The organism is Pseudoalteromonas thalassia (assembly GCF_049257215.1).
GTDB classification, from domain to species: domain Bacteria; phylum Pseudomonadota; class Gammaproteobacteria; order Enterobacterales; family Alteromonadaceae; genus Pseudoalteromonas; species Pseudoalteromonas lipolytica_C.
In genome coordinates, this window is sequence record NZ_JBMMUE010000007.1 from 1 (window position 1) to 17,893 (window position 17,893).

Below are 17,893 nucleotides of genomic sequence, written 5' to 3' on the forward strand. Positions count from 1 at the left end.
TAACGACCCAAATTTGCTTGGTGACAATAGCGTTTTGGACCCACCTGACCCCATGCCGAACTCAGTAGTGAAACGAAACAGCGCCGATGATAGTGTGGCATTTGCCATGTGAAAGTAGGACATTGCCAGGCTCCAAATTAAAGAAAGCCCGATTCGAAAGAGTCGGGCTTTTTTGCGTTTAAGCTATTCACACAACGTGCCCTGTTCAACCTGCGGCAGGCTTCAAGCTTTCCCCTCGCTAACTTTACTCTTTCTAACTTGTAGCTTTACTCTCGCCACTCACGTTTATAGCGCTTACTCCCCTTGTCTTTGTTCTGCTTTGGCTAGTTGAATGTATTTGGTTTCGACTAGTTGTGAGAGAGGAACAAGTTCGAATCCTTGTCGTTGAAGTTCTGGGAGTGCTTGCTGAAGAAATGTAACGGTTTCTGGGTAGGGGTGGGCAATGGCGATTGCGTAGTTGAAGTGCTCAGCTTTGATTTTAAGTTCCTCAAGTTGATGTTGTAGCTGGCTTTGGGTGACATTGTTATCAAGAAATACATGACGAGATACGTTTGCCACACCATATAGGTTAGCAACATTTTGCGCTTCACTTTGGCTGGTTGTACGGCTATCTAAGAAGTACAAACCACGTTTTTTTAAAACTTCCATCGTCCATTTCATTGGCTCGGTAAGCTGTGTTAGCTCAGAGCCCATATGGTTATTGACCCCTTTTACCTGTGGCAGTGATGCTAACGCATGGCCGAGGGTTGTTTGTAACTCAGACTTAGTCATAGTATCGGTGAGGGCTCCAGGACCAAGCGCTTTGCTTTTATCAAGCGCTTGCATTGGAACATGTAAAAGCAATTCTTTATGAGTTTTACTAGCACGCTCTGCAAAAATTTGTGAGTAAGGGGTATGGGGCAAGATAGAAAACGTAACTTGCCCTGGTAAGTTGAGTATCTCTAGATCGCGTTGGTTATTACCAATGTCGTCTATAACAATGGCAATTTGCTTTGCTTGGCAGAATAGAGGCAAGCACAAAGCAGCGATTAATAAGCTTTTTAGTCGATTCACTTTTTGTAATTATTATATCCAGTGTGTGCGCTTACTTACTGCATAATAGCGAACTGTTTTGCTGTCAGCTGTTTTTTGTCCTGTCTATCAAGCAGTGAACTAAAAAGCGCCAATTCTTGTATATTTTTTATTATAACGTCTTGGTTAATTTCTGAAAGTATTGTTTGATTTATACTCACATCAGGTGTGATCCCTTTACCATCTATTGACTGACCAAGAGGGGTATAATAACGCGCAGTGGTGAGTTTTAATGCTGTATTACCGTTGCCTAGCGGAATAAGCGATTGCACTGAGCCTTTACCAAAAGATGTTTCGCCAATTAAAGTTGCACGTTGGTTATCGCGAAGTGCAGCGGCGAGTATTTCTGCGGCAGAAGCGGAGTTTTCATTTATTAAAACAGCAATAGGGGCTCCTTCTAAAATATCACCGCTATGTGCAGTGTATCTCTGGTTTGCCTCATTAAAGCGTCCTTTAGTTGAAACAATGATGCCGCTGTCTAAAAATAAGTCTGCAACCTCTATGGCGCCTTGCAATGTGCCGCCGGGATTATCACGTAAATCAATAATTAAACCAGATAATGGGAAGCTGTTATTAACTTGCATTTTTGCAAGTTCACGTGCAACGTCATGTAGTGTGTGATTATTAAATGTATTAATGCTTAATAAAGCGACGCCTGAATCGGATAGGTAGCCATGAACGCTTTCTAGTGTGATTTGTTGGCGCTTAATTGAAAAGCTTAATGCTGTTGATTCTTTTCGCATGATTGAAACATTGACGGCGTCTAATCCGCTCTCTCGAATCAGCGTTGCAACCTCATCAATACTCTTATTCATGATAGGCTGATGATTAATCGCAACAACTTCATCATTTATTTGTAATCCCGCCTGTTCTGCTGGGGAGTTACTTAAAGTATTGACGATATAAACTCGTCCATTATTCATTTTAACTTCGATCCCCAAGCCTGTGTAACGGCCATTGGTGTTGCTAAATATGGCATCGAGCTCATTTTCATTAAGATATTTAGAGTAGGGATCAAGCTGTTCTAGTAATTCTTCCACTTGGTCGTTATTAGGTTGACTAACAAAGCTATTTTGTAACTTCAAATCATCTACATAATAGGTGTGAATATTAAAAAGTATTTCGTTTAACTGTTGACGATGAAGTGTTTCAAGCGAGGGTTTAGCAATGCTTGGGAATGATTGAAACACCAAGCAAAAAAATGTAACTAACGTTATAAAACACAGCTGAGTAAAAAACTTGGCTGGGTAGATAGCTCTGAATGTAAGAGTTGTGTTTAGCATCAGCTGCTCCTCATAGGGTGCAGCTATTTAATCTATTAAATGCGTCTGCACCATTTTACAGGATTTACTGCGCGTCCTTTGTGGCGTATTTCAAAGTATAGACCAGGATCTGGCTGTCCGCCGCTTTGACCAACTAAAGCAATTGTTTCGCCTTCTCTAACAAGGTCACCAACATCGCGAAGTAGAGTTTGAGCATGGCCGTATAAGCTCATAAAGCCATCACCATGGTCAATGGCAATCACCCAGCCAAAGCCATTTAACCAATCGGCATAAACAACTTGGCCGTTCTGTACGCTTTTAACATTACTGCCTTCTTTGGCACTAATGAGTACGCCTTTCCAGTCTATGTTGCCGTGCTTACGTTGTCCAAAGCGATGGCGTAGTGCCCCTTTGGTTGGCCAGTCTAGCTTTCCTTTACTGCTTTGAAGACCTAGTAGTTCTACTTTTTCACTGCGCTCTCTTTCTAACTCTTCAATGGCTGTGATGAGAGTTTGTTCATTCTCTTTTAAATAGTCTATTGAGCTTTTAGTCTCTTTGAGTGCTGACTGAAGTTTATTGAGGTTGTTTTTACGTTCTTGTTGAGCTTTAACTAAGGCCTGCTGACGCTGCTTTTGCTCATCATATAAGGCAACTAGACGTTGTTTCGTTTTTTCAAGCTCAGCTTGATTGTCAGCTATTTCTTGTTGCAGTGCTTTGAGCTCTTCAATTTGCTTAATGCGTGCTTTATTTAGGTAATTGTAATAACTGAGTGTGCGCTCAATTTTGGCAGTGTCTTGTTGGTTAAGCAGCATTTTTGAATAGTCATGGCTACCAGCCATGTAGGCGCTTTTTAGCTGGGCAGCTAATAAGGTTTGTCGCTTGGCTTGTTGAGCTTTAAGCTGCTGTGCTTTAGCTTGTTGTTCTCGCTGTTGTTGCTCGTTTTCTTTAACCGATTGGGCTGCAAGGTTTAATGCTTTGGCATTTTGAGCTATATCGAGCTCATGAGCACGCAGATCTTTGCGCATTTGAGCAATGGACTTGCGTTGACCTTTAAGCTCAGCCTCTGTTTTTTGTAAAGCTGATTGAATGTCTGATAAGTCTTTTTTGGTTTGATCTTCATTAGCAACAACCGAAGTTGTTACTAATGAAGTCAGTATTAAACCAGTTTTAAAGAAGTGGTTAATACATTTACTCATAGCTTATTTCAGCGTCATGATTGGTTTACCAGTCATTTCACTTGGCTGCTCTAAGCCGAGTAGGTGAAGCATGGTTGGAGCCACGTCACTTAATGTTTTACCATCATGTGGTGTTGCATCACGGCCAACATAGATAAATGGCACAGGCTCACTAGTGTGTGCGGTATGCGCTTGACCTGTTGCTGGGTTAGCCATTTGTTCTGCATTACCGTGGTCTGCTGTGATCAGCGCTTCACCACCATGCTCTTCAAGTGCAGCTATAACACGACCAATACAGTGGTCAACAGCTTCACATGCTTTAACTGCCGCTTCGAATACACCTGAGTGACCTACCATGTCTCCATTAGGGTAGTTACAGATGATGGCATCGTATTTACCGCTAGCGATTGCTTCAACCAATTTATCGGTCAGCATTTCTGAGTTCATTTCTGGTTGCAGATCATATGTTGCAACTTGTGGTGATGGAATTAGTTCGCGAGTCTCGCCAACAAATTCATCTTCACGGCCACCGCTGAAGAAGAAGGTAACGTGTGCGTATTTTTCTGTTTCAGAAATACGTAGTTGTGTTTTACCTTGTTTCTCTAGCCATTCGCCTAATACATTTGTTAAAGGCTCTGGGGCAAATGCAATCGGTGCTTTAATGTCTGCTGCATACTCAGTCATCATTACAAAAGCGCTTAACTTAGGTGATTTTTTCTTATCAAAACCGCTAAAGTCAGCATCAACAAAGGCACGAGTCATTTCACGTGCTCGGTCTGCTCTGAAGTTAGCAAAGATAACAGTGTCGCCGTCATTAATCTCAACAGCTGTTTGGCCTTCTGGTACTACTGTAGTTGCAGCAACGAATTCATCGTTTTCATCACGTGCATAAGCCTCTTCTAGTGCGGTTACGCCATCAGTGTAGCTGTATTCAGCAATACCACTAACCATAACGTCATAAGCAAGCTCGACACGGTTCCAACGGTTATCGCGGTCCATTGCATAGTAACGACCAACAAGTGTTGCTAAACGGCCGCAGCCAAGTTCTGCAAATAATGCTTCGATACGCTCAATTGATGCTTTTGCACTGCGTGGCGGCGTGTCACGACCATCTAAGAAACCGTGGAAGTAAACTTCTTTTGCACCGCGCTTGGCTGCAAGTTCAATCGTTGCAACAATGTGGTCTTCGTGACTATGAACACCACCCGGGCTTAAAAGACCCATGATATGTACAGCTTTGCCTGCATTTACAGCTTTGTCGATATTATCAACAAGTGCTGGGTTGCTATCGAATTCACCATCATCAATGGCTTTTGTGATGCGCGTAAAATCTTGGTAAACAATACGGCCAGCACCTAAGTTTACGTGGCCTACTTCAGAGTTACCCATTTGTCCTGCAGGTAAACCAACATCAAGTCCCGAACCTGAAATTAATGTATGTGGGCGGGTTGCCCAAAGGTTATCGAGTACTGGGGTATTAGCAGCAAGTATAGCGTTACTTTCTGTATCTTCACGGTATCCCCAACCGTCTAAGATCATTAATACCAATGGTTTTTTATGCTCTGTCATTATAGCTCCTGAAGATTGGCACTTATATATCACTAGCATACCGTGTTTTATGGTTTTGATCAGCTATCAATATGTCATATTAAAATATTTCACGCCCTAGCATTTTCAATTCAAGCACGTATACTTGCGTGGCAAATTTTAATTAACCCATGGCTATGCGCTGTGGTACCTAAATTTCTTAGTGGAAAACGCATGGATCAATATATTGAATTTATCTCAAATCATCCGGTTTTGAGCATCATTTGGTTAGCATTAGTAGCAATGCTGATCAGCAGTTGGTTTAAAAGTAAATTTTCAGCTATTCGCCAGATTAACCCACAACAAGTAACTTTGCTGATTAATCGTGAAGATGGTCAAGTCGTTGATATTCGTCCTCAAAAAGAATTTAATTCGGGTCGAATTGCGGGGGCAGAGCATTTAAATCCGGAAAAAGCTAAACAATCTGATTTTTCAAGCCTTGAAAAGTTCAAGAGTAAACCCATTATACTTGTATGTACTACAGGCATGACAGCTTCAGGTATCGCAACTGCTATGCATAAAGCAGGCTATGAGCGTGTTTATGTATTATCAGGTGGTATGGGTGCATGGCAATCAGCGAGCCTACCAACAACGACAGGCCGTTAAATATCTACGTTGCAGCTCGATAGAGGAATTATTATGAGTAATGTTGTTCTTTACACAAAGGCTTACTGCCCATTTTGCCAACGCGCTTTGGCATTGTTAGACAGTAAAGGTGTAAACTACACGAACATTGATATTGGTGTTCATCCAGAACGACGCGATGAAATGATCGATAAAGCAAATGGTGGTTACACGGTGCCACAAATTTTCATCAATGATGAACATATCGGTGGTTGCGACGACATGATGGCAATAGAGGCTCAAGGCCTTTTAGACGCAAAGCTTAACGCTTAATTTTTTAATTATAAAAACGAATTCAAGATAGGAATTACAATGAACGAAGAAAATCAAAACGCAGCAGAACAACAAGCAGGCGCGCAATTCACAATCCAACGTATTTACACAAAAGATGTTTCATTCGAGACACCTAATTCGCCAGCAATTTTCCAAAAAGAGTGGACTCCTGAAGTTAAACTTGACCTAGATACTCGTTCTAACAAGTTAGAAGAAGGTGTATTTGAAGTTGTTCTTGCATTAACAGTGACAGCATCTATCGGTGAAGAAACTGCGTTCCTTTGTGAAATTCAACAAGCAGGTATTTTTACTATCGCTGATGTTGAAGAAGTACAACTTGCACACATGCTAGGTGCATTCTGCCCGAACGTACTTTTCCCTTACGCCCGTGAAGCAGTATCAAACTTAGTTAACCGTGGTACTTTCCCACAATTAAACTTAGCACCAGTTAACTTTGATGCTCTTTTTGCTCAATACATGCAACAGCGTGCAGCTCAAGAGCAACAGGCAACTGCAGACGCATAAGCTATGACTACAGCACAATCAGCTGTTACAGTTTTAGGGGCGGGGTCGTATGGCACCGCCCTTGCTATTTGCTTTGCCAGAAATGGTCACCCAGTCACTTTATGGGGGCGCAATAGCGATGACGTTGCTACGCTTGCAGCTGAGCGAAAAAATCAACGTTATGTTCCTGATGTCACCTTTCCTGAGTCGCTAAAGCTAGAAGCTGATCTAGAAACAGCAGTAAAAGCAAGTAAAATCATTCTAGTGGTTGTACCAAGTCATGCTTTTGCTGGCACTCTTCAGAAAATAAAACCATGGTTAAACGAGGAAGCTGAAGTTGCGTGGGCTACAAAAGGTTTAGAGCCTAACACTGGGCGTTTATTGCAAGAAGTTGCAGTACAAGAGCTTGGGGATAATATTCCACTGGCTGTGCTTTCAGGACCTACTTTTGCTAAAGAAATGGCTATGGGCTTGCCAACAGCTATTTCGGTATCGTCGACTTCTAAAGATTTTGCAAAGCAGCTGGCTGATCTTTTACATTGTGGCCGCTCATTTAGGGTGTATAACAATGATGATTTCATTGGTATACAACTTGGTGGCGCAGTAAAAAATGTTATTGCGATTGGCGCAGGTATGTCGGACGGTTTTGGCTTTGGGGCTAATGCTCGTACAGCTTTAATAACCCGTGGTTTAGCTGAGCTGTGTCGTTTAGGTTGTGCATTAGGTGCCCGTTCAGATACCTTTATGGGCATGGCTGGTCTTGGTGACTTAATCTTAACCTGTACAGATAACCAATCGCGTAACCGTCGTTTTGGTCTGGCACTGGGTAAAGGTGAAGGAGTCGAAGCGGCAATCGAATCAATTGGTCAGGTTGTCGAAGGCTATAGAAATACTAAAGAAGTGTTTTTACTTGCTGAGCGTACCGGCATCGAAATGCCAATCACAGAGCAAATTTACAAAGTGCTTTATGAAAATAAAGATGTAAAAGAAGCTGCGATGGCGTTGCTTGGTCGAGAGCAAAAGTCAGAGTAATGATACCGGCGCACTTAAAACAAAACGCGATTATTAATCGCGTTTTTTGTTTTTTACAACTTATAACTGCTCGCAATGCGAGGTACTAATACCTTCTCTTTTAAAGATCTAAAAAACTAAATCTTAGCCTTGTTATTAATGAGATTTTGTTGCCTCAAAATAGCTCACTTAATTAAGCGAATAGGTATTACTTAAGTTGGTTGTTTAACTTGTTTTTATTAATGAAATCGACCACTTGTTCAGCTTTAAGAGGCTTACTGTAATAGAATCCCTGTTGAAAATGGCAACCCATAATATGTAACATGTAAGCCTGCTCTTGGGTTTCAACGCCCTCGGCAATAATATTAATACCGAGATACTTTGCCAAGCGGACAATAGTTGCCGTGATGTTTCTATCTTGATCGTTATGAGCGATGTCTTTGACAAAGGATTTGTCAATTTTTAGGGTGTCGATAGGAAACCGTTTCAGGTAACTTAATGATGAGTGCCCTGTACCAAAGTCGTCTAGGGCGATGTTAACACCAAGCGCTTTTATGCGGGTCATTTGCTGAAGGGCAAACTCAGGGTTATCCATCATTGCACTTTCTGTTATTTCTAACTCCAAGCAGTAGGCTGGCACATCAAACTTGCCTAAGTATTCTATTAATGTGTCTATTAAGCTACTGTGCTGAAAGTGTAATGCAGAAATGTTAATGGCTACATTGCCAAACCGTATATTTTGCTTTTGCCAGCTAGATAGTTGTTTTAGTAACCGCTCTATTAGTAATTGTGTTAGTGGGATAATGGCACCATTTTGTTCTGCAAGAGGGATGAATTCGTCAGGTGTTATAATACTGCCATCATCTTGAGGCCACCTAACTAGGGCTTCAAAGCCATGCAGACGATTGTGTTGAGCATCAAACTTAGGTTGGAAGTAAAGTTCAAAGTCATTATTGGTAATTGCCTTAAACAGAGCGCTTTCTTTCGTTAACTCGGTTGGGTCAAGTGTGTGGCGATCTTTATCAAAAAACTGGTATGTATTTCGGCCTATTTTTTTTGCATGATTTAATGCGCTATTGGCACTGCGCATCAGGTTTTCGCAGTTATAAGCATTGTCTGGATAAATAGCGAGGCCACAACATACAGATAATGAAGTTTCAAAATTATCCAGCATAAAAGGTGTTTTGAATTGCTGAAGAACTGTATCCACAGTTTGCTTTGCAAAGAATATCGTTTTTCCTGAATAAAGGTATGGAGGAACAAGTATTGCAAACTCATCTGCACCTAGTCTGGCGATTGTGAAGCCTGAATTGAGCGATGCTGTTAAGCGGCACGCGACCTCTTTGAGTAACACATCACCTAAGGTATGACCTAAAGAGTCATTTATCTTTTTGAAATTATCGATGTCAATAAATACGATGAGTAAACTCGGGTAAGTGTCGTTACATGCTTTGATTGCTTTATCAAGAGATTCAATAAAAATAGCACGATTCGATAATCCTGTAACAGTATCTTTTGTTGTGAGCTTAAGCATACTGCGCTCAGTATTTTTACGAGTTGTGATATCGTAAAACAGTCCAACATAGCGAACAGTAGGCTTAGTCAGTGATGAGGTTATTACTTTGGTGATTGATAAAGCCAGAGCGTAAGGTTGACCGTCTTTACGAATGTTCCACATTTCGCCAGACCAGTAACCATCTTGCTCTAACTCTTGGAGAATGATTGCTTCAAGCTGTTGGTCTCGACCGCTTTGAGTTAGCGCCTTAAACTTTTTGCCGATAACATCGACTTTTTGATAGCCAGTAATTTCAGAAAAAGCGTCATTTATCTCAATGATATTGAAGTCTTCGTCGGTTATCCAAATAGCATCTTTTGCTTTAGACAATAACGCATCCGTGAATATCATTTTTTTATTTCTGTAATAAAAAAACAGCCAAGCCAAAAGTAATAAGGTAATGAGGGCCAGAAGAATGATATATGGAAAATTAGAAGCTTGCGTGGGCAAGGTTGTTGCAGCTGATGCTTTACCTAATGGAAGATGCATCAGCAAGGTCGAGCAACATAAAATATGAAAAGGGCGCATTTAAAACCATCTTTAGGAACAAGCCAGCCTATTTAGGTTAGTTCATAAAAATGGTAATGCTAAATAATTAGTGTGTTTTTATTAAAAACGTTTTTTCAATAACTTACTGGCCATTAACAAAGCCAAGTTGACGCCAAGACTCATATACAAATACAGCCACAGAATTAGATAAGTTCATGCTTCGACTGTCTTTTTGCATCGGGATACGTACTCGTTGCTCTTTAGGTAAAGATTGAATGAGCTCATCAGGTAGGCCTCGAGTTTCCGGACCAAACACTAAACAGTCACCTGGTTGGTATTGTGCTTGATGGTGAAACTGACTGCCTTTAGTCGTACATGCATAGACTTTCTTAGGTTGGCATTTTTCTAGGTATGCTTCGAACGAAGCATGACGTTGTACGTGACTAAATTCATGATAATCAAGTCCTGCACGTTTTACACGCTTGTCATCCCATTCAAAGCCAAGAGGTTCAATAAGATGTAAGGCGTAGCCAGTGTTTGCGCATAAACGGATGATATTTCCAGTGTTAGGTGGGATCTCTGGTTGGTATAACACTATATCAAGCATGTGACTCTCTTTTTAAACAATATCAATTGTCGGTGAGTATACACGAACTCAAATAAAAAGATGATATACTGACAACTGTTAATATCTAAAGGTAAGTTTTGTGCAACATCGCAGTTATGAGTTTTGGGTTAAAACAGCTAGTTTAGTGACTATCACTATGGTCAGCTTGATGATTGCCGCAAAAAGTTGGGCATGGCTTGCTTCAGGCTCAGCTTCTATGCTTGGCTCATTAACCGACTCACTGATGGACATCACTGCATCTTTAATGAGCTTTTTAGTGCTAGGTTATGCATTACGTCCAGCGGATGATGATCATCGCTTTGGTCATGGTAAAGCGGAAGCATTAGCTGGCCTTGCTCAAGCTGCATTCATTGCCGGTTCTGGTTGTTTTTTAGCGTTCCATGGTATTGAGCGTTTATTCAACCCTGTTACCTTAAAGCATTCTGATTTAGGTATTTGGGTAAGTATTTTTGCGATTGTTTGTACGTTAGTGGTGGTATTTGTACAAACCAAAGTGATTAACCACACAGAATCTATCGCAATTAAAGCTGACTCAATTCATTACAAAGGTGACTTGATCTTAAACCTAGCTGTGTTGCTGGCTATTGTGTTGGCTAAATACGGTGTTGCATATGCAGATCCTCTGTTTGCAATTGGCGTCGCGGTTTATTTACTTTATAACAGTTGGGATATTGCCCGTGAAAGTGCTGATCACCTGATGGACAAAGAGCTTCCAGATGAAGAAAAAGAAACGATTCTTGCCATTGTAAATAGTCATCGAGATGTTTATGGCGCACATGATATTCGTACTCGCCAAGGCGGTAAGATCAAATTCATTCAAATGCATTTGGAGCTAGAAGATTCACTATCGCTCATTCGTGCTCATCAAGTTGCTGATGAAGTTGAGGTAATGATCCAAACTCATTTTGCATGTGAGATGGATATATTAGTTCACCTAGACCCGCTCTCAGTCGTTCAGAAGTCTCGTCAAACAGAGTCACAAAACTGATAAAAATCGCTGAGTACTGCCTGTCTTATCTCGTCGCGTTCACATAACAGTTCATGGCGAGCACCCACGTAGGTTTTCAATCGTGCATGTTTCTGTTTATGGGTAAGTGCAAATTGCGCAGCATTATCGACCACGGTATCTTGCTCTGCACTTGCGATAAATAAAGGAATATCGACTTTTTTATCGATTAAAGAAGCAATAAAATCAAACGATGCATTGAGCCAGCCGTAGGTGACGCCACCTAGTTGTAAATCATCTTCTGCTGCATACAGTTCTCTAAACAGCTTATAGCGAATTTCACTACTGGTTAATTCATTGGCTGTAAAGTCGACCGGCAAATAGTCGCTTTGGCCAAATGCGTAACTACGGCCAAGGCCAAGTAAGGATGCAATTTTAGCTGCCAGTTTTGCTAAAGGCTTTGGTGTACCTTTGGTGTGAATATCAAACATTGGCGCGGATAAAAAAGCACCTGAAAACTGATGCTGATAACGCGAGAGGTAATCATAGGCAATGGCACTCCCCATTGAATGGCCGAGTAAAACCTGCTTTCCTTGCCAATGCTGCTTTACCACTTTATCAATAAACACGGCAAAGTCATCGGCATAGTCAGTAAAACGATTTACATAGCCTTTATGAGCGTTTTTTAAATGACGATAAGAGCGACCTTGGCCTTGGTGGTCAACACTAAAAACCGCAAAGCCATTTTGATAAAGTTCCCACAGTAACTCCTTATACTTAACCAAAGACTCAATTCGGCCACTACTAATGACGATAGCTGTATTTGCTTGCTCAGGTATGGCATAACCATAATAAAGCTGACCATGACTCGTGCTAAGAAAGTCTTTTTGTAATTGCTCAGAAAAAAACTGATTAATGTGCTCTGTGTTATTTATAAGGCTGGCTTCAGTGCTATAAAACATTTACTGACTCTTTAAAGGAAGGCGGATGTTAACGCAAAGTCCACCATGTTCTTGGTTTTCAAGTGTTAGTGTACCATCATGTGCAGAGATCGCATTCTTTGCAATTGCAAGCCCTAAACCTGTACCACCGGTGTTTCTATCGCGTGCATGCTCTTGACGAAAGAAAGGCTCACACAGCCTTGCAAGGTTTGCTTCATCAACACCTTTACCATCATCGCAAATAGTCATGTAAATAGCATCAGACTCTTCTAGGTTAATTGAAATGGTGTGCTTTGCGTACTTAATTGCATTGCGAAGCACGTTTTCAAGTGCACTGGCAATTAAGGTTTCATCACATCGAATATCGGTTTTGAGCGCACCATTAACACGTAATACTTTATTACTTTGTTTGGCTTCAAATTGGGCGTCGTTAAGTACGTGCTCGACTATGATTTGTAGTGACTGCGTACTTAATGAAAGGGTCTGACTCTTCGCTTCTAACCGTGACACCTGTAGTACATCGGCAATCATTTTATCAAGCTGGTTGGCCTCTTTTTCGATACGCTCTAAATAGGCCTGTTGGGTATCATCAGCCTGCATTTGCGCAAGGCCAGTTGCCATTTTTAAGCGCGTTAAAGGTGAACGCAGCTCATGAGAAATATCTGCTAGTAATCGCTTTTGAGCCGTAATAAGTTGTTCAAGCTGTATTGCCATAGCATTAAAGTCACGTCCGAGTACACCAAGTTCATCTTGTCGAGTGGACGATACATCAGCTCGGGCTGCTAAGTTACCATTTGCGAGTTTTTTTGCTGTTTCTTTTAAGCTATTAATAGGTGCAATTAAGTTGCGACTGAAGAAAAAGCTGAGCATTAATGATGCAATTAAAGCGATAAATAGCTTTAACCACGTTGGCATTAGCCATAAGCTAACGAAGAACGGCTTTTTGCGTTTCTCGTCAATCTCATAGAGGTAAAACTTACCTTCGGGTACATTTAATTCTATTGGCCCATAAGCTTGATACTCATCGGTAAATATAATTTGTGGGCTCATGTATTTAGTAAAGTTAAGCAAACTTAAGTCAATGTCTTTAGAGATAGGTTCACTGAGCATTTCAACTCCGTGTACGTCACCATTTAAGTACAGCAATTTATGCTTTGAAAAGCGCGGATGGGATAATACTTCTTGCGTTGATTTGCCATGTTTAGCAACTATCCGCTCAATACTTTTTGCAGTGTACTGCAAGTTTTTTAGCATCGGGCCGCGTAGATTATCACTGCCTACATTGCTGGTTAGTTGACTCAAAAAAACGAGTAGGGTAATGGTGGCCAGCACGGTAATCCAAAACCATACAAAGATTTTTAAAAATAGGTAGTGACGTGGGTGCTTTAACCAACTAGGAGGTGTCATGTTATTCACCTTGAATGAGTACGTAGCCACTACCACGTATTGTTTTTATTCGTTCATTGTTGACATGTTCAGCTATTTTCTTACGAATATTACTCACATGCATATCTATTGAACGGTCAAACGGAGCAAGGCGTCTCCCCAATACTTGTTCACTTATTTGTTCTTTACTGATCACTTCTCCTGCATGGTCTACTAACATTGCAAGAATTTCATATTCAGTACCTGTTAGGCTGAGGATGTTGTCGTTTACTGAGGCCTCACGTGTTGCAAAGTTAATATTGATACTGTTTACACTTAACGAATTGCTATGTTGATTAGACAGACTATTAATATGTTCAATACGACGGGTAATTGCTTTAACGCGAGCTAGTAGCTCTCTGTGATTAAATGGTTTGGCAATATAATCATCGGCGCCAAGCTCTAACCCAAAGATACGATCAAAGTCCTCTCCTTTGGCTGTTAGCATGATCACAGGAGTGAGTTTATGCTGCCTTAATTGTTTTAAGACTTCAAACCCATCCATAGAGGGAAGCATCACATCAAGTAGAATAAGTTCGTAGTTATATTGCAGTGCTTGTTTTAGTCCTTCAGCGCCATCATGAAAACAATCTACTGTAAATCCCTGTGCTGTTAAGTACTCACTGAGTAATTCGCACAACCCTGTATCGTCGTCGATCATTAATAGTTTCATTTGACACCTAGCAGTTTAATTCTTTGAGGTTATTTTACTCAGTAAATTGTGTAAAAGTGAATCTTTACACAACCTTTACACTGCTTTGCGTTCCTTTGCATTGTAATGAGTATAGTTAACTCATCAGTCGAAAACGACTCTGGAACACCACTCAACAAAAGGTAATGATTATGACTATTTCGAATAAACTTTCTAAATTCGTACTTGTTTGTGGCTTAGCAGCAGCCAGTGTTGGTACTACTTCAGCAATGGCAAAAGGTGACTTTAATCGTGGAATGAACCCACAAGCACGCTTTTTACTTTCTGAGCGCGGTATTGATAAATTACAACTTACAGAAGAGCAGCAAACGAAACTAAAAGCGATTTTTGCTGAGCAGAAAACGCAATTTGAAGCATTACGTGGTGACAAAGATGCAATGAAAGCCGCTCGTGCGGCTCAAAAAGAAAAAATGGATGTATTCTTATCTACAGCAAAATTTGACGAAAATGCGGCTCTTGAGCTAATCAAAGCTCGTCAGGCGAAAGCTCAGCAGTTTGCCTTGTTAAAGATGAAATCAGAGCATGATATTTGGCAGGTTTTGAATACTGAGCAACGTGAAAGCTACCAAGAAATTAAAAAGCATCTTCGTAAAAAAGGCCATAAAAAGGGTCATCATGGAAATCGTGGCGAGCGTAAAGGTGAGCGCTCTGAAGGTTAAAAGTTAATATTAAAAATGCGGCAGTTGCCGCATTTTGTATTTCATACCAATTCGCTTAATAAAGTGGTCTATTTTGAGGCAGCAAAACCTCGTTGATAACAAGGCAAAAATTTTGTTATTTAGTTGTGCTCGGCAATTGATCCTGCATTGCTCTACCTTCTGCATCCATGCAGTCGTAATTCAGAAATTTTTAACGCAGGTAGCGACAGGTTTAATCCCTCAAAATGATTAAGTATTATTGCGGATTGGTCCTACTTAAAATTTACTCTTTAAAGAATGAGTCGTCATTTTTAGCGAGCATGGCTTCAATATCTTCAATCATATCTTGGCTAAGCTCATTAGCATTGCTAATAGGTGTTGAAATTCGATTATTTTCGAATGACCACTCACCTAAATCAATAAGTTGACATCGTTTTGAACAGAATGGACGGAACGGACTTTGTTCTGACCACTCCACTTTTTCTTTACAGGTTGGACAATTTACAACAGTTGGCATTGCTGCTTCTCAATAATTCATTTAGGCTGATCTTACTGAACTGGAGTGAGAGAATCCAGTAACGAGTTAGAAACTCGTTACTCGGTTGATTTCTGCAAGTGAGGTGACACCCGCTGCGGCTTTTTTGAGTCCAGATAATCGTAAGTTATTGAATCCTGATCTTAATGCTACTTCTGCAATCTCTAAGGAATTACCACCCCGCATAATAATTTGCGCAATTTCAGGTGTGATCTGCATTACTTCATAGACACCAACACGTCCTTTATAACCCTCAGTGCAACTATCACAACCTTTAGGTGCAAATAGTTGTATTTCACTAAGCTTGTCTTTATCAAAACCTTGGCGAATCAGTTCTTCATCAGGTAGTGTTTCTGGTGTTTTACACTTAGGGCAAAGTCGTCTTGCTAGACGCTGTGCAATAATAAGACTAATTGAACTTGCTACGTTATAAGCAGGCACCCCCATATTTAAAAGACGAGTTAGGGTTTCTGGCGCTGAGTTTGTGTGTAGAGTTGATAAAACTAAGTGACCCGTTTGTGCTGCTTTAATCGCGATTTCAGCGGTTTCAAGATCACGGATCTCACCAACCATGACAACATCAGGATCTTGTCGTAAGAATGCTTTTAATGCGTTAGCAAAGGTCATTTCAGCTTTTGGATTAATTTGTACTTGGTTTATCCCTTCAAGGTTTATCTCTACTGGATCTTCGGCGGTACTAATATTACGCTCAGGCTGGTTGAGAATGTTTAAACCGGTATAAAGTGATACGGTTTTACCAGACCCTGTAGGACCTGTCACCAAGATCATCCCTTGTGGCTGCTCAAGTGCATCCATGTAAAGCTTCTTCTGCTCAGGCTCATAGCCAAGGACATCGATACCGAGCATGGCACTTGATGAGTCGAGAATACGCATTACGATTTTCTCGCCCCATAATGTAGGCAATGTACTTACACGAAAATCGATGCTTTTACGTTCGGTTATTTTAAGCTTAATACGACCATCTTGAGGTTTACGTTTTTCTGCGATATCTAGTCGCGACATAACCTTGATACGTGCAGATAAGCGGCTAGCCAAGCTATTTGGCGGGCTTGCCATTTCATGCAAAATACCATCGATCCGAAAACGCACACGATATCGGTGTTCATAAGGTTCAAAGTGTAAATCCGACGCGCCTTTTTTAATTGCATCCATTAAAATTTTATTAATGTAGACAATAATCGGTGCATCGTCTTTGTCTTCATCTTTAGCTGCTAAATCAGTTGAGGTTTCGGTTTCAAGCTCGCCAAGCTCTTTAAATTCGCTTTCGCTAAGATGTAAACTTCCGGTCGCATCGAATAATTGTTCAATTTTATTTTCGAGTTGATTGTAATCAACAACCACTACTTCGCATGAGAGACCTGTACTAAACTCAAAGTTTTCAAATGCACCATAGTCGGTTGGATCCGATGCGGCTATATAGAGCTTACTGCCTTTTTTTACAAGTGGCAGAATGTGATGCTCGCGAATGAGTTTTTCTTTGATCAGTTCTTCAGATACTTTTGTGACATCAAAGTCTTTAATATCAAAATAAGGAACACGAAATAGATCGGTGCATTGCTCGGCAAGTTCATGGCCATTCATACCACAGCTTTTGGCGATAAGCTCTGCGGTAGAGCTATACTCTTTTTGTTTTAACTTTACTGTCTCGGCATCAATACGACCAAGAGTAATATACTTTCTAAGAAGCGGTGAGTTTATATTCATTGCGCACCTAAGTTGAGCCTATCTTTGCCACAATCTACCAGAAAAAATTAGGGTGTAACATCAGTCTTGTCTGATTTAGTCAAAATTGCAAAGTAAAACCATTATAAACTCATATATTTATATTTTAAGATAATTCTTTTGTACTGGTTTTGGCGTGCTATTTAATATTAGCATTCTATTTTTAATTAGCTATTGTTGTGCAGATGCTAAATATGAGAGATGTAACTCTTTAACTGTTAGAAAAACCTCCCTAAGAGGGCGGTTGTTATCTAAAATATCATCCGCTTTTAGTAGCTTATCGTATCTAGACATTTGTGAGGCTATGATTTGCTCAGCTAATTCAGTGGAAACATTATCGCGTGCTGTGGTTCTCGTTATTTGCACCTCAACCGGAACGTCAACGAGCAAAGTACGGTTACAAAATTTCTCTAAGCCATTTTCGAACAGTAGTGGGGCAACTAATATTACATAGGAGCTGGTGGCTCGTTGTAATTGCCTCAGCATTGATTCTCTAATAAGTGGGTGCAATAAGCTATTTAGCCATTGTTTTTTAGATTCATCAGCAAAGATTATTGCTCTTAGTTTTGCGCGATCGAGTGTGCTGCTGCTCGTGAGTATTTCATCACCAAAATATTCAGTAATTTTTTTAAGACCCGTTGAACCTGGCTCGACAACTTCTCTGGCAACAATATCAGCGTCGACTACTTTAATTCCAAGTTCTTCAAACATTGCGCTTACCGCGCTTTTACCAGAACCAATACCACCAGTAATTCCTAAAATCCACTTTGCCAT

At 40.6% G+C, this 17,893-nt stretch carries 18 protein-coding genes and 1 rRNA gene; 7 read left to right on the top strand and 12 right to left on the bottom strand.

Features of this window, described 5'->3' with window-relative positions:
• Positions 1 to 16: 16 nt before the first annotated feature.
• Positions 17 to 131, top strand: a 5S ribosomal RNA gene (rrf, locus tag AAEU31_RS09890).
• A gap of 163 nt (positions 132 to 294) precedes the next feature.
• Here the strand turns inward: rrf and AAEU31_RS09895 are convergent.
• From AAEU31_RS09895 to gpmM, 4 genes are read right to left on the bottom strand one after another with little or no spacing between them, the layout of a single operon-like run.
• Positions 295 to 1,053, bottom strand: coding sequence for a divergent polysaccharide deacetylase family protein (locus tag AAEU31_RS09895; RefSeq protein WP_421967128.1), 759 nt, complete (start codon positions 1,051 to 1,053; stop codon positions 295 to 297).
• A 35-nt stretch (positions 1,054 to 1,088) separates the two neighbouring features.
• Entirely contained in the window at positions 1,089 to 2,354 is a 1,266-nt protein-coding gene (locus AAEU31_RS09900; RefSeq protein ID WP_421967129.1) for a S41 family peptidase, read from the bottom strand.
• A gap of 35 nt (positions 2,355 to 2,389) precedes the next feature.
• Positions 2,390 to 3,529, bottom strand: coding sequence for a murein hydrolase activator EnvC family protein (locus AAEU31_RS09905; RefSeq protein WP_135923530.1), 1,140 nt, complete (start codon positions 3,527 to 3,529; stop codon positions 2,390 to 2,392).
• Between the two features lie 3 nt (positions 3,530 to 3,532).
• Positions 3,533 to 5,077: a 2,3-bisphosphoglycerate-independent phosphoglycerate mutase gene (gene gpmM, locus AAEU31_RS09910; RefSeq protein WP_281546517.1), complete on the bottom strand. Its 1,545-nt coding sequence runs from the start codon at positions 5,075 to 5,077 to the stop codon at positions 3,533 to 3,535.
• Between the two features lie 192 nt (positions 5,078 to 5,269).
• On the opposite strand from gpmM, the gene AAEU31_RS09915 reads away from it, so the two are divergent.
• From AAEU31_RS09915 to gpsA, 4 genes are read left to right on the top strand one after another with little or no spacing between them, the layout of a single operon-like run.
• Positions 5,270 to 5,701, top strand: coding sequence for a rhodanese-like domain-containing protein (locus AAEU31_RS09915; protein WP_135923532.1), 432 nt, complete (start codon positions 5,270 to 5,272; stop codon positions 5,699 to 5,701).
• Positions 5,702 to 5,734: 33 nt separating this feature from the next.
• Positions 5,735 to 5,992 (top strand): glutaredoxin 3, encoded by a 258-nt coding sequence (gene grxC / locus AAEU31_RS09920; protein WP_135923533.1) that lies wholly within the window; start codon positions 5,735 to 5,737, stop codon positions 5,990 to 5,992.
• Between the two features lie 39 nt (positions 5,993 to 6,031).
• The gene (gene secB, locus AAEU31_RS09925) at positions 6,032 to 6,517 is read left to right on the top strand and encodes a protein-export chaperone SecB (RefSeq protein WP_135923534.1); all 486 of its coding nucleotides are present in this window, start codon (positions 6,032 to 6,034) and stop codon (positions 6,515 to 6,517) included.
• A gap of 3 nt (positions 6,518 to 6,520) precedes the next feature.
• The gene (gene gpsA, locus AAEU31_RS09930; RefSeq protein ID WP_135923535.1) at positions 6,521 to 7,528 is read left to right on the top strand and encodes an NAD(P)H-dependent glycerol-3-phosphate dehydrogenase; all 1,008 of its coding nucleotides are present in this window, start codon (positions 6,521 to 6,523) and stop codon (positions 7,526 to 7,528) included.
• Positions 7,529 to 7,715: 187 nt separating this feature from the next.
• Here gpsA and AAEU31_RS09935 read toward each other — a convergent pair whose 3' ends face one another.
• Positions 7,716 to 9,392 (bottom strand): putative bifunctional diguanylate cyclase/phosphodiesterase, encoded by a 1,677-nt coding sequence (locus AAEU31_RS09935; RefSeq protein ID WP_168246714.1) that lies wholly within the window; start codon positions 9,390 to 9,392, stop codon positions 7,716 to 7,718.
• A 301-nt stretch (positions 9,393 to 9,693) separates the two neighbouring features.
• Entirely contained in the window at positions 9,694 to 10,158 is a 465-nt protein-coding gene (trmL, locus tag AAEU31_RS09940) for a tRNA (uridine(34)/cytosine(34)/5-carboxymethylaminomethyluridine(34)-2'-O)-methyltransferase TrmL (protein ID WP_054550977.1), read from the bottom strand.
• Positions 10,159 to 10,258: 100 nt separating this feature from the next.
• On the opposite strand from trmL, the gene AAEU31_RS09945 reads away from it, so the two are divergent.
• Positions 10,259 to 11,167 carry a cation diffusion facilitator family transporter gene (locus AAEU31_RS09945; protein ID WP_135923537.1) on the top strand — a complete coding sequence of 303 codons (909 nt, stop codon included), beginning with the start codon at positions 10,259 to 10,261 and terminating at the stop codon, positions 11,165 to 11,167.
• Here AAEU31_RS09945 and AAEU31_RS09950 read toward each other — a convergent pair.
• Genes AAEU31_RS09950 through AAEU31_RS09960 form a run of 3 tightly spaced genes read right to left on the bottom strand, consistent with a single transcriptional unit; the run spans position 11,146 to position 14,164 of the window.
• The gene (locus tag AAEU31_RS09950; RefSeq protein ID WP_421967130.1) at positions 11,146 to 12,087 is read right to left on the bottom strand and encodes an alpha/beta fold hydrolase; all 942 of its coding nucleotides are present in this window, start codon (positions 12,085 to 12,087) and stop codon (positions 11,146 to 11,148) included. The genes AAEU31_RS09945 and AAEU31_RS09950 overlap by 22 nt on opposite strands.
• Entirely contained in the window at positions 12,088 to 13,473 is a 1,386-nt protein-coding gene (locus AAEU31_RS09955) for an ATP-binding protein (RefSeq protein WP_421967131.1), read from the bottom strand.
• Between the two features lies 1 nt (position 13,474).
• A complete protein-coding gene (locus AAEU31_RS09960; protein ID WP_135923540.1) occupies positions 13,475 to 14,164 on the bottom strand; it encodes a response regulator transcription factor in 690 nt (229 codons plus the stop codon).
• Positions 14,165 to 14,334: 170 nt separating this feature from the next.
• On the opposite strand from AAEU31_RS09960, the gene AAEU31_RS09965 reads away from it, so the two are divergent.
• Complete coding sequence (locus tag AAEU31_RS09965) at positions 14,335 to 14,862, top strand: Spy/CpxP family protein refolding chaperone (RefSeq protein ID WP_421967132.1); 528 nt, start codon at positions 14,335 to 14,337, stop codon at positions 14,860 to 14,862.
• Positions 14,863 to 15,124: 262 nt separating this feature from the next.
• Here AAEU31_RS09965 and yacG read toward each other — a convergent pair whose 3' ends face one another.
• The 3 genes from yacG to coaE all read right to left on the bottom strand — a co-directional run bounded on the left by yacG (position 15,125) and on the right by coaE (position 17,893).
• A complete protein-coding gene (gene yacG, locus AAEU31_RS09970; RefSeq protein ID WP_135923543.1) occupies positions 15,125 to 15,358 on the bottom strand; it encodes a DNA gyrase inhibitor YacG in 234 nt (77 codons plus the stop codon).
• Between the two features lie 66 nt (positions 15,359 to 15,424).
• On the bottom strand, positions 15,425 to 17,101 hold the full coding sequence (gene pilB / locus AAEU31_RS09975) for a type IV-A pilus assembly ATPase PilB (RefSeq protein WP_421967133.1): 1,677 nt from the start codon (positions 17,099 to 17,101) through the stop codon (positions 15,425 to 15,427).
• A 189-nt stretch (positions 17,102 to 17,290) separates the two neighbouring features.
• A complete protein-coding gene (gene coaE / locus AAEU31_RS09980) occupies positions 17,291 to 17,893 on the bottom strand; it encodes a dephospho-CoA kinase (protein WP_421967134.1) in 603 nt (200 codons plus the stop codon).

What these genes read in the sequence shown, in the direction of transcription:
- AAEU31_RS09900 (WP_421967129.1), bottom strand. Translation starts at nt 2,354, where the DNA reads ATGCTAAACACAACTCTTACATTCAGAGCTATCTACCCAGCCAAGTTT.
- AAEU31_RS09905 (WP_135923530.1), bottom strand. Translation starts at nt 3,529, where the DNA reads ATGAGTAAATGTATTAACCACTTCTTTAAAACTGGTTTAATACTGACT.
- gpmM (WP_281546517.1), bottom strand. Translation starts at nt 5,077, where the DNA reads ATGACAGAGCATAAAAAACCATTGGTATTAATGATCTTAGACGGTTGG.
- AAEU31_RS09915 (WP_135923532.1), top strand. Translation starts at nt 5,270, where the DNA reads ATGGATCAATATATTGAATTTATCTCAAATCATCCGGTTTTGAGCATC.
- grxC (WP_135923533.1), top strand. Translation starts at nt 5,735, where the DNA reads ATGAGTAATGTTGTTCTTTACACAAAGGCTTACTGCCCATTTTGCCAA.
- secB (WP_135923534.1), top strand. Translation starts at nt 6,032, where the DNA reads ATGAACGAAGAAAATCAAAACGCAGCAGAACAACAAGCAGGCGCGCAA.
- gpsA (WP_135923535.1), top strand. Translation starts at nt 6,521, where the DNA reads ATGACTACAGCACAATCAGCTGTTACAGTTTTAGGGGCGGGGTCGTAT.
- trmL (WP_054550977.1), bottom strand. Translation starts at nt 10,158, where the DNA reads ATGCTTGATATAGTGTTATACCAACCAGAGATCCCACCTAACACTGGA.
- AAEU31_RS09950 (WP_421967130.1), bottom strand. Translation starts at nt 12,087, where the DNA reads ATGTTTTATAGCACTGAAGCCAGCCTTATAAATAACACAGAGCACATT.
- AAEU31_RS09955 (WP_421967131.1), bottom strand. Translation starts at nt 13,473, where the DNA reads ATGACACCTCCTAGTTGGTTAAAGCACCCACGTCACTACCTATTTTTA.
- AAEU31_RS09960 (WP_135923540.1), bottom strand. Translation starts at nt 14,164, where the DNA reads ATGAAACTATTAATGATCGACGACGATACAGGGTTGTGCGAATTACTC.
- AAEU31_RS09965 (WP_421967132.1), top strand. Translation starts at nt 14,335, where the DNA reads ATGACTATTTCGAATAAACTTTCTAAATTCGTACTTGTTTGTGGCTTA.
- yacG (WP_135923543.1), bottom strand. Translation starts at nt 15,358, where the DNA reads ATGCCAACTGTTGTAAATTGTCCAACCTGTAAAGAAAAAGTGGAGTGG.
- pilB (WP_421967133.1), bottom strand. Translation starts at nt 17,101, where the DNA reads ATGAATATAAACTCACCGCTTCTTAGAAAGTATATTACTCTTGGTCGT.
- coaE (WP_421967134.1), bottom strand. Translation starts at nt 17,893, where the DNA reads ATGGCAAAGTGGATTTTAGGAATTACTGGTGGTATTGGTTCTGGTAAA.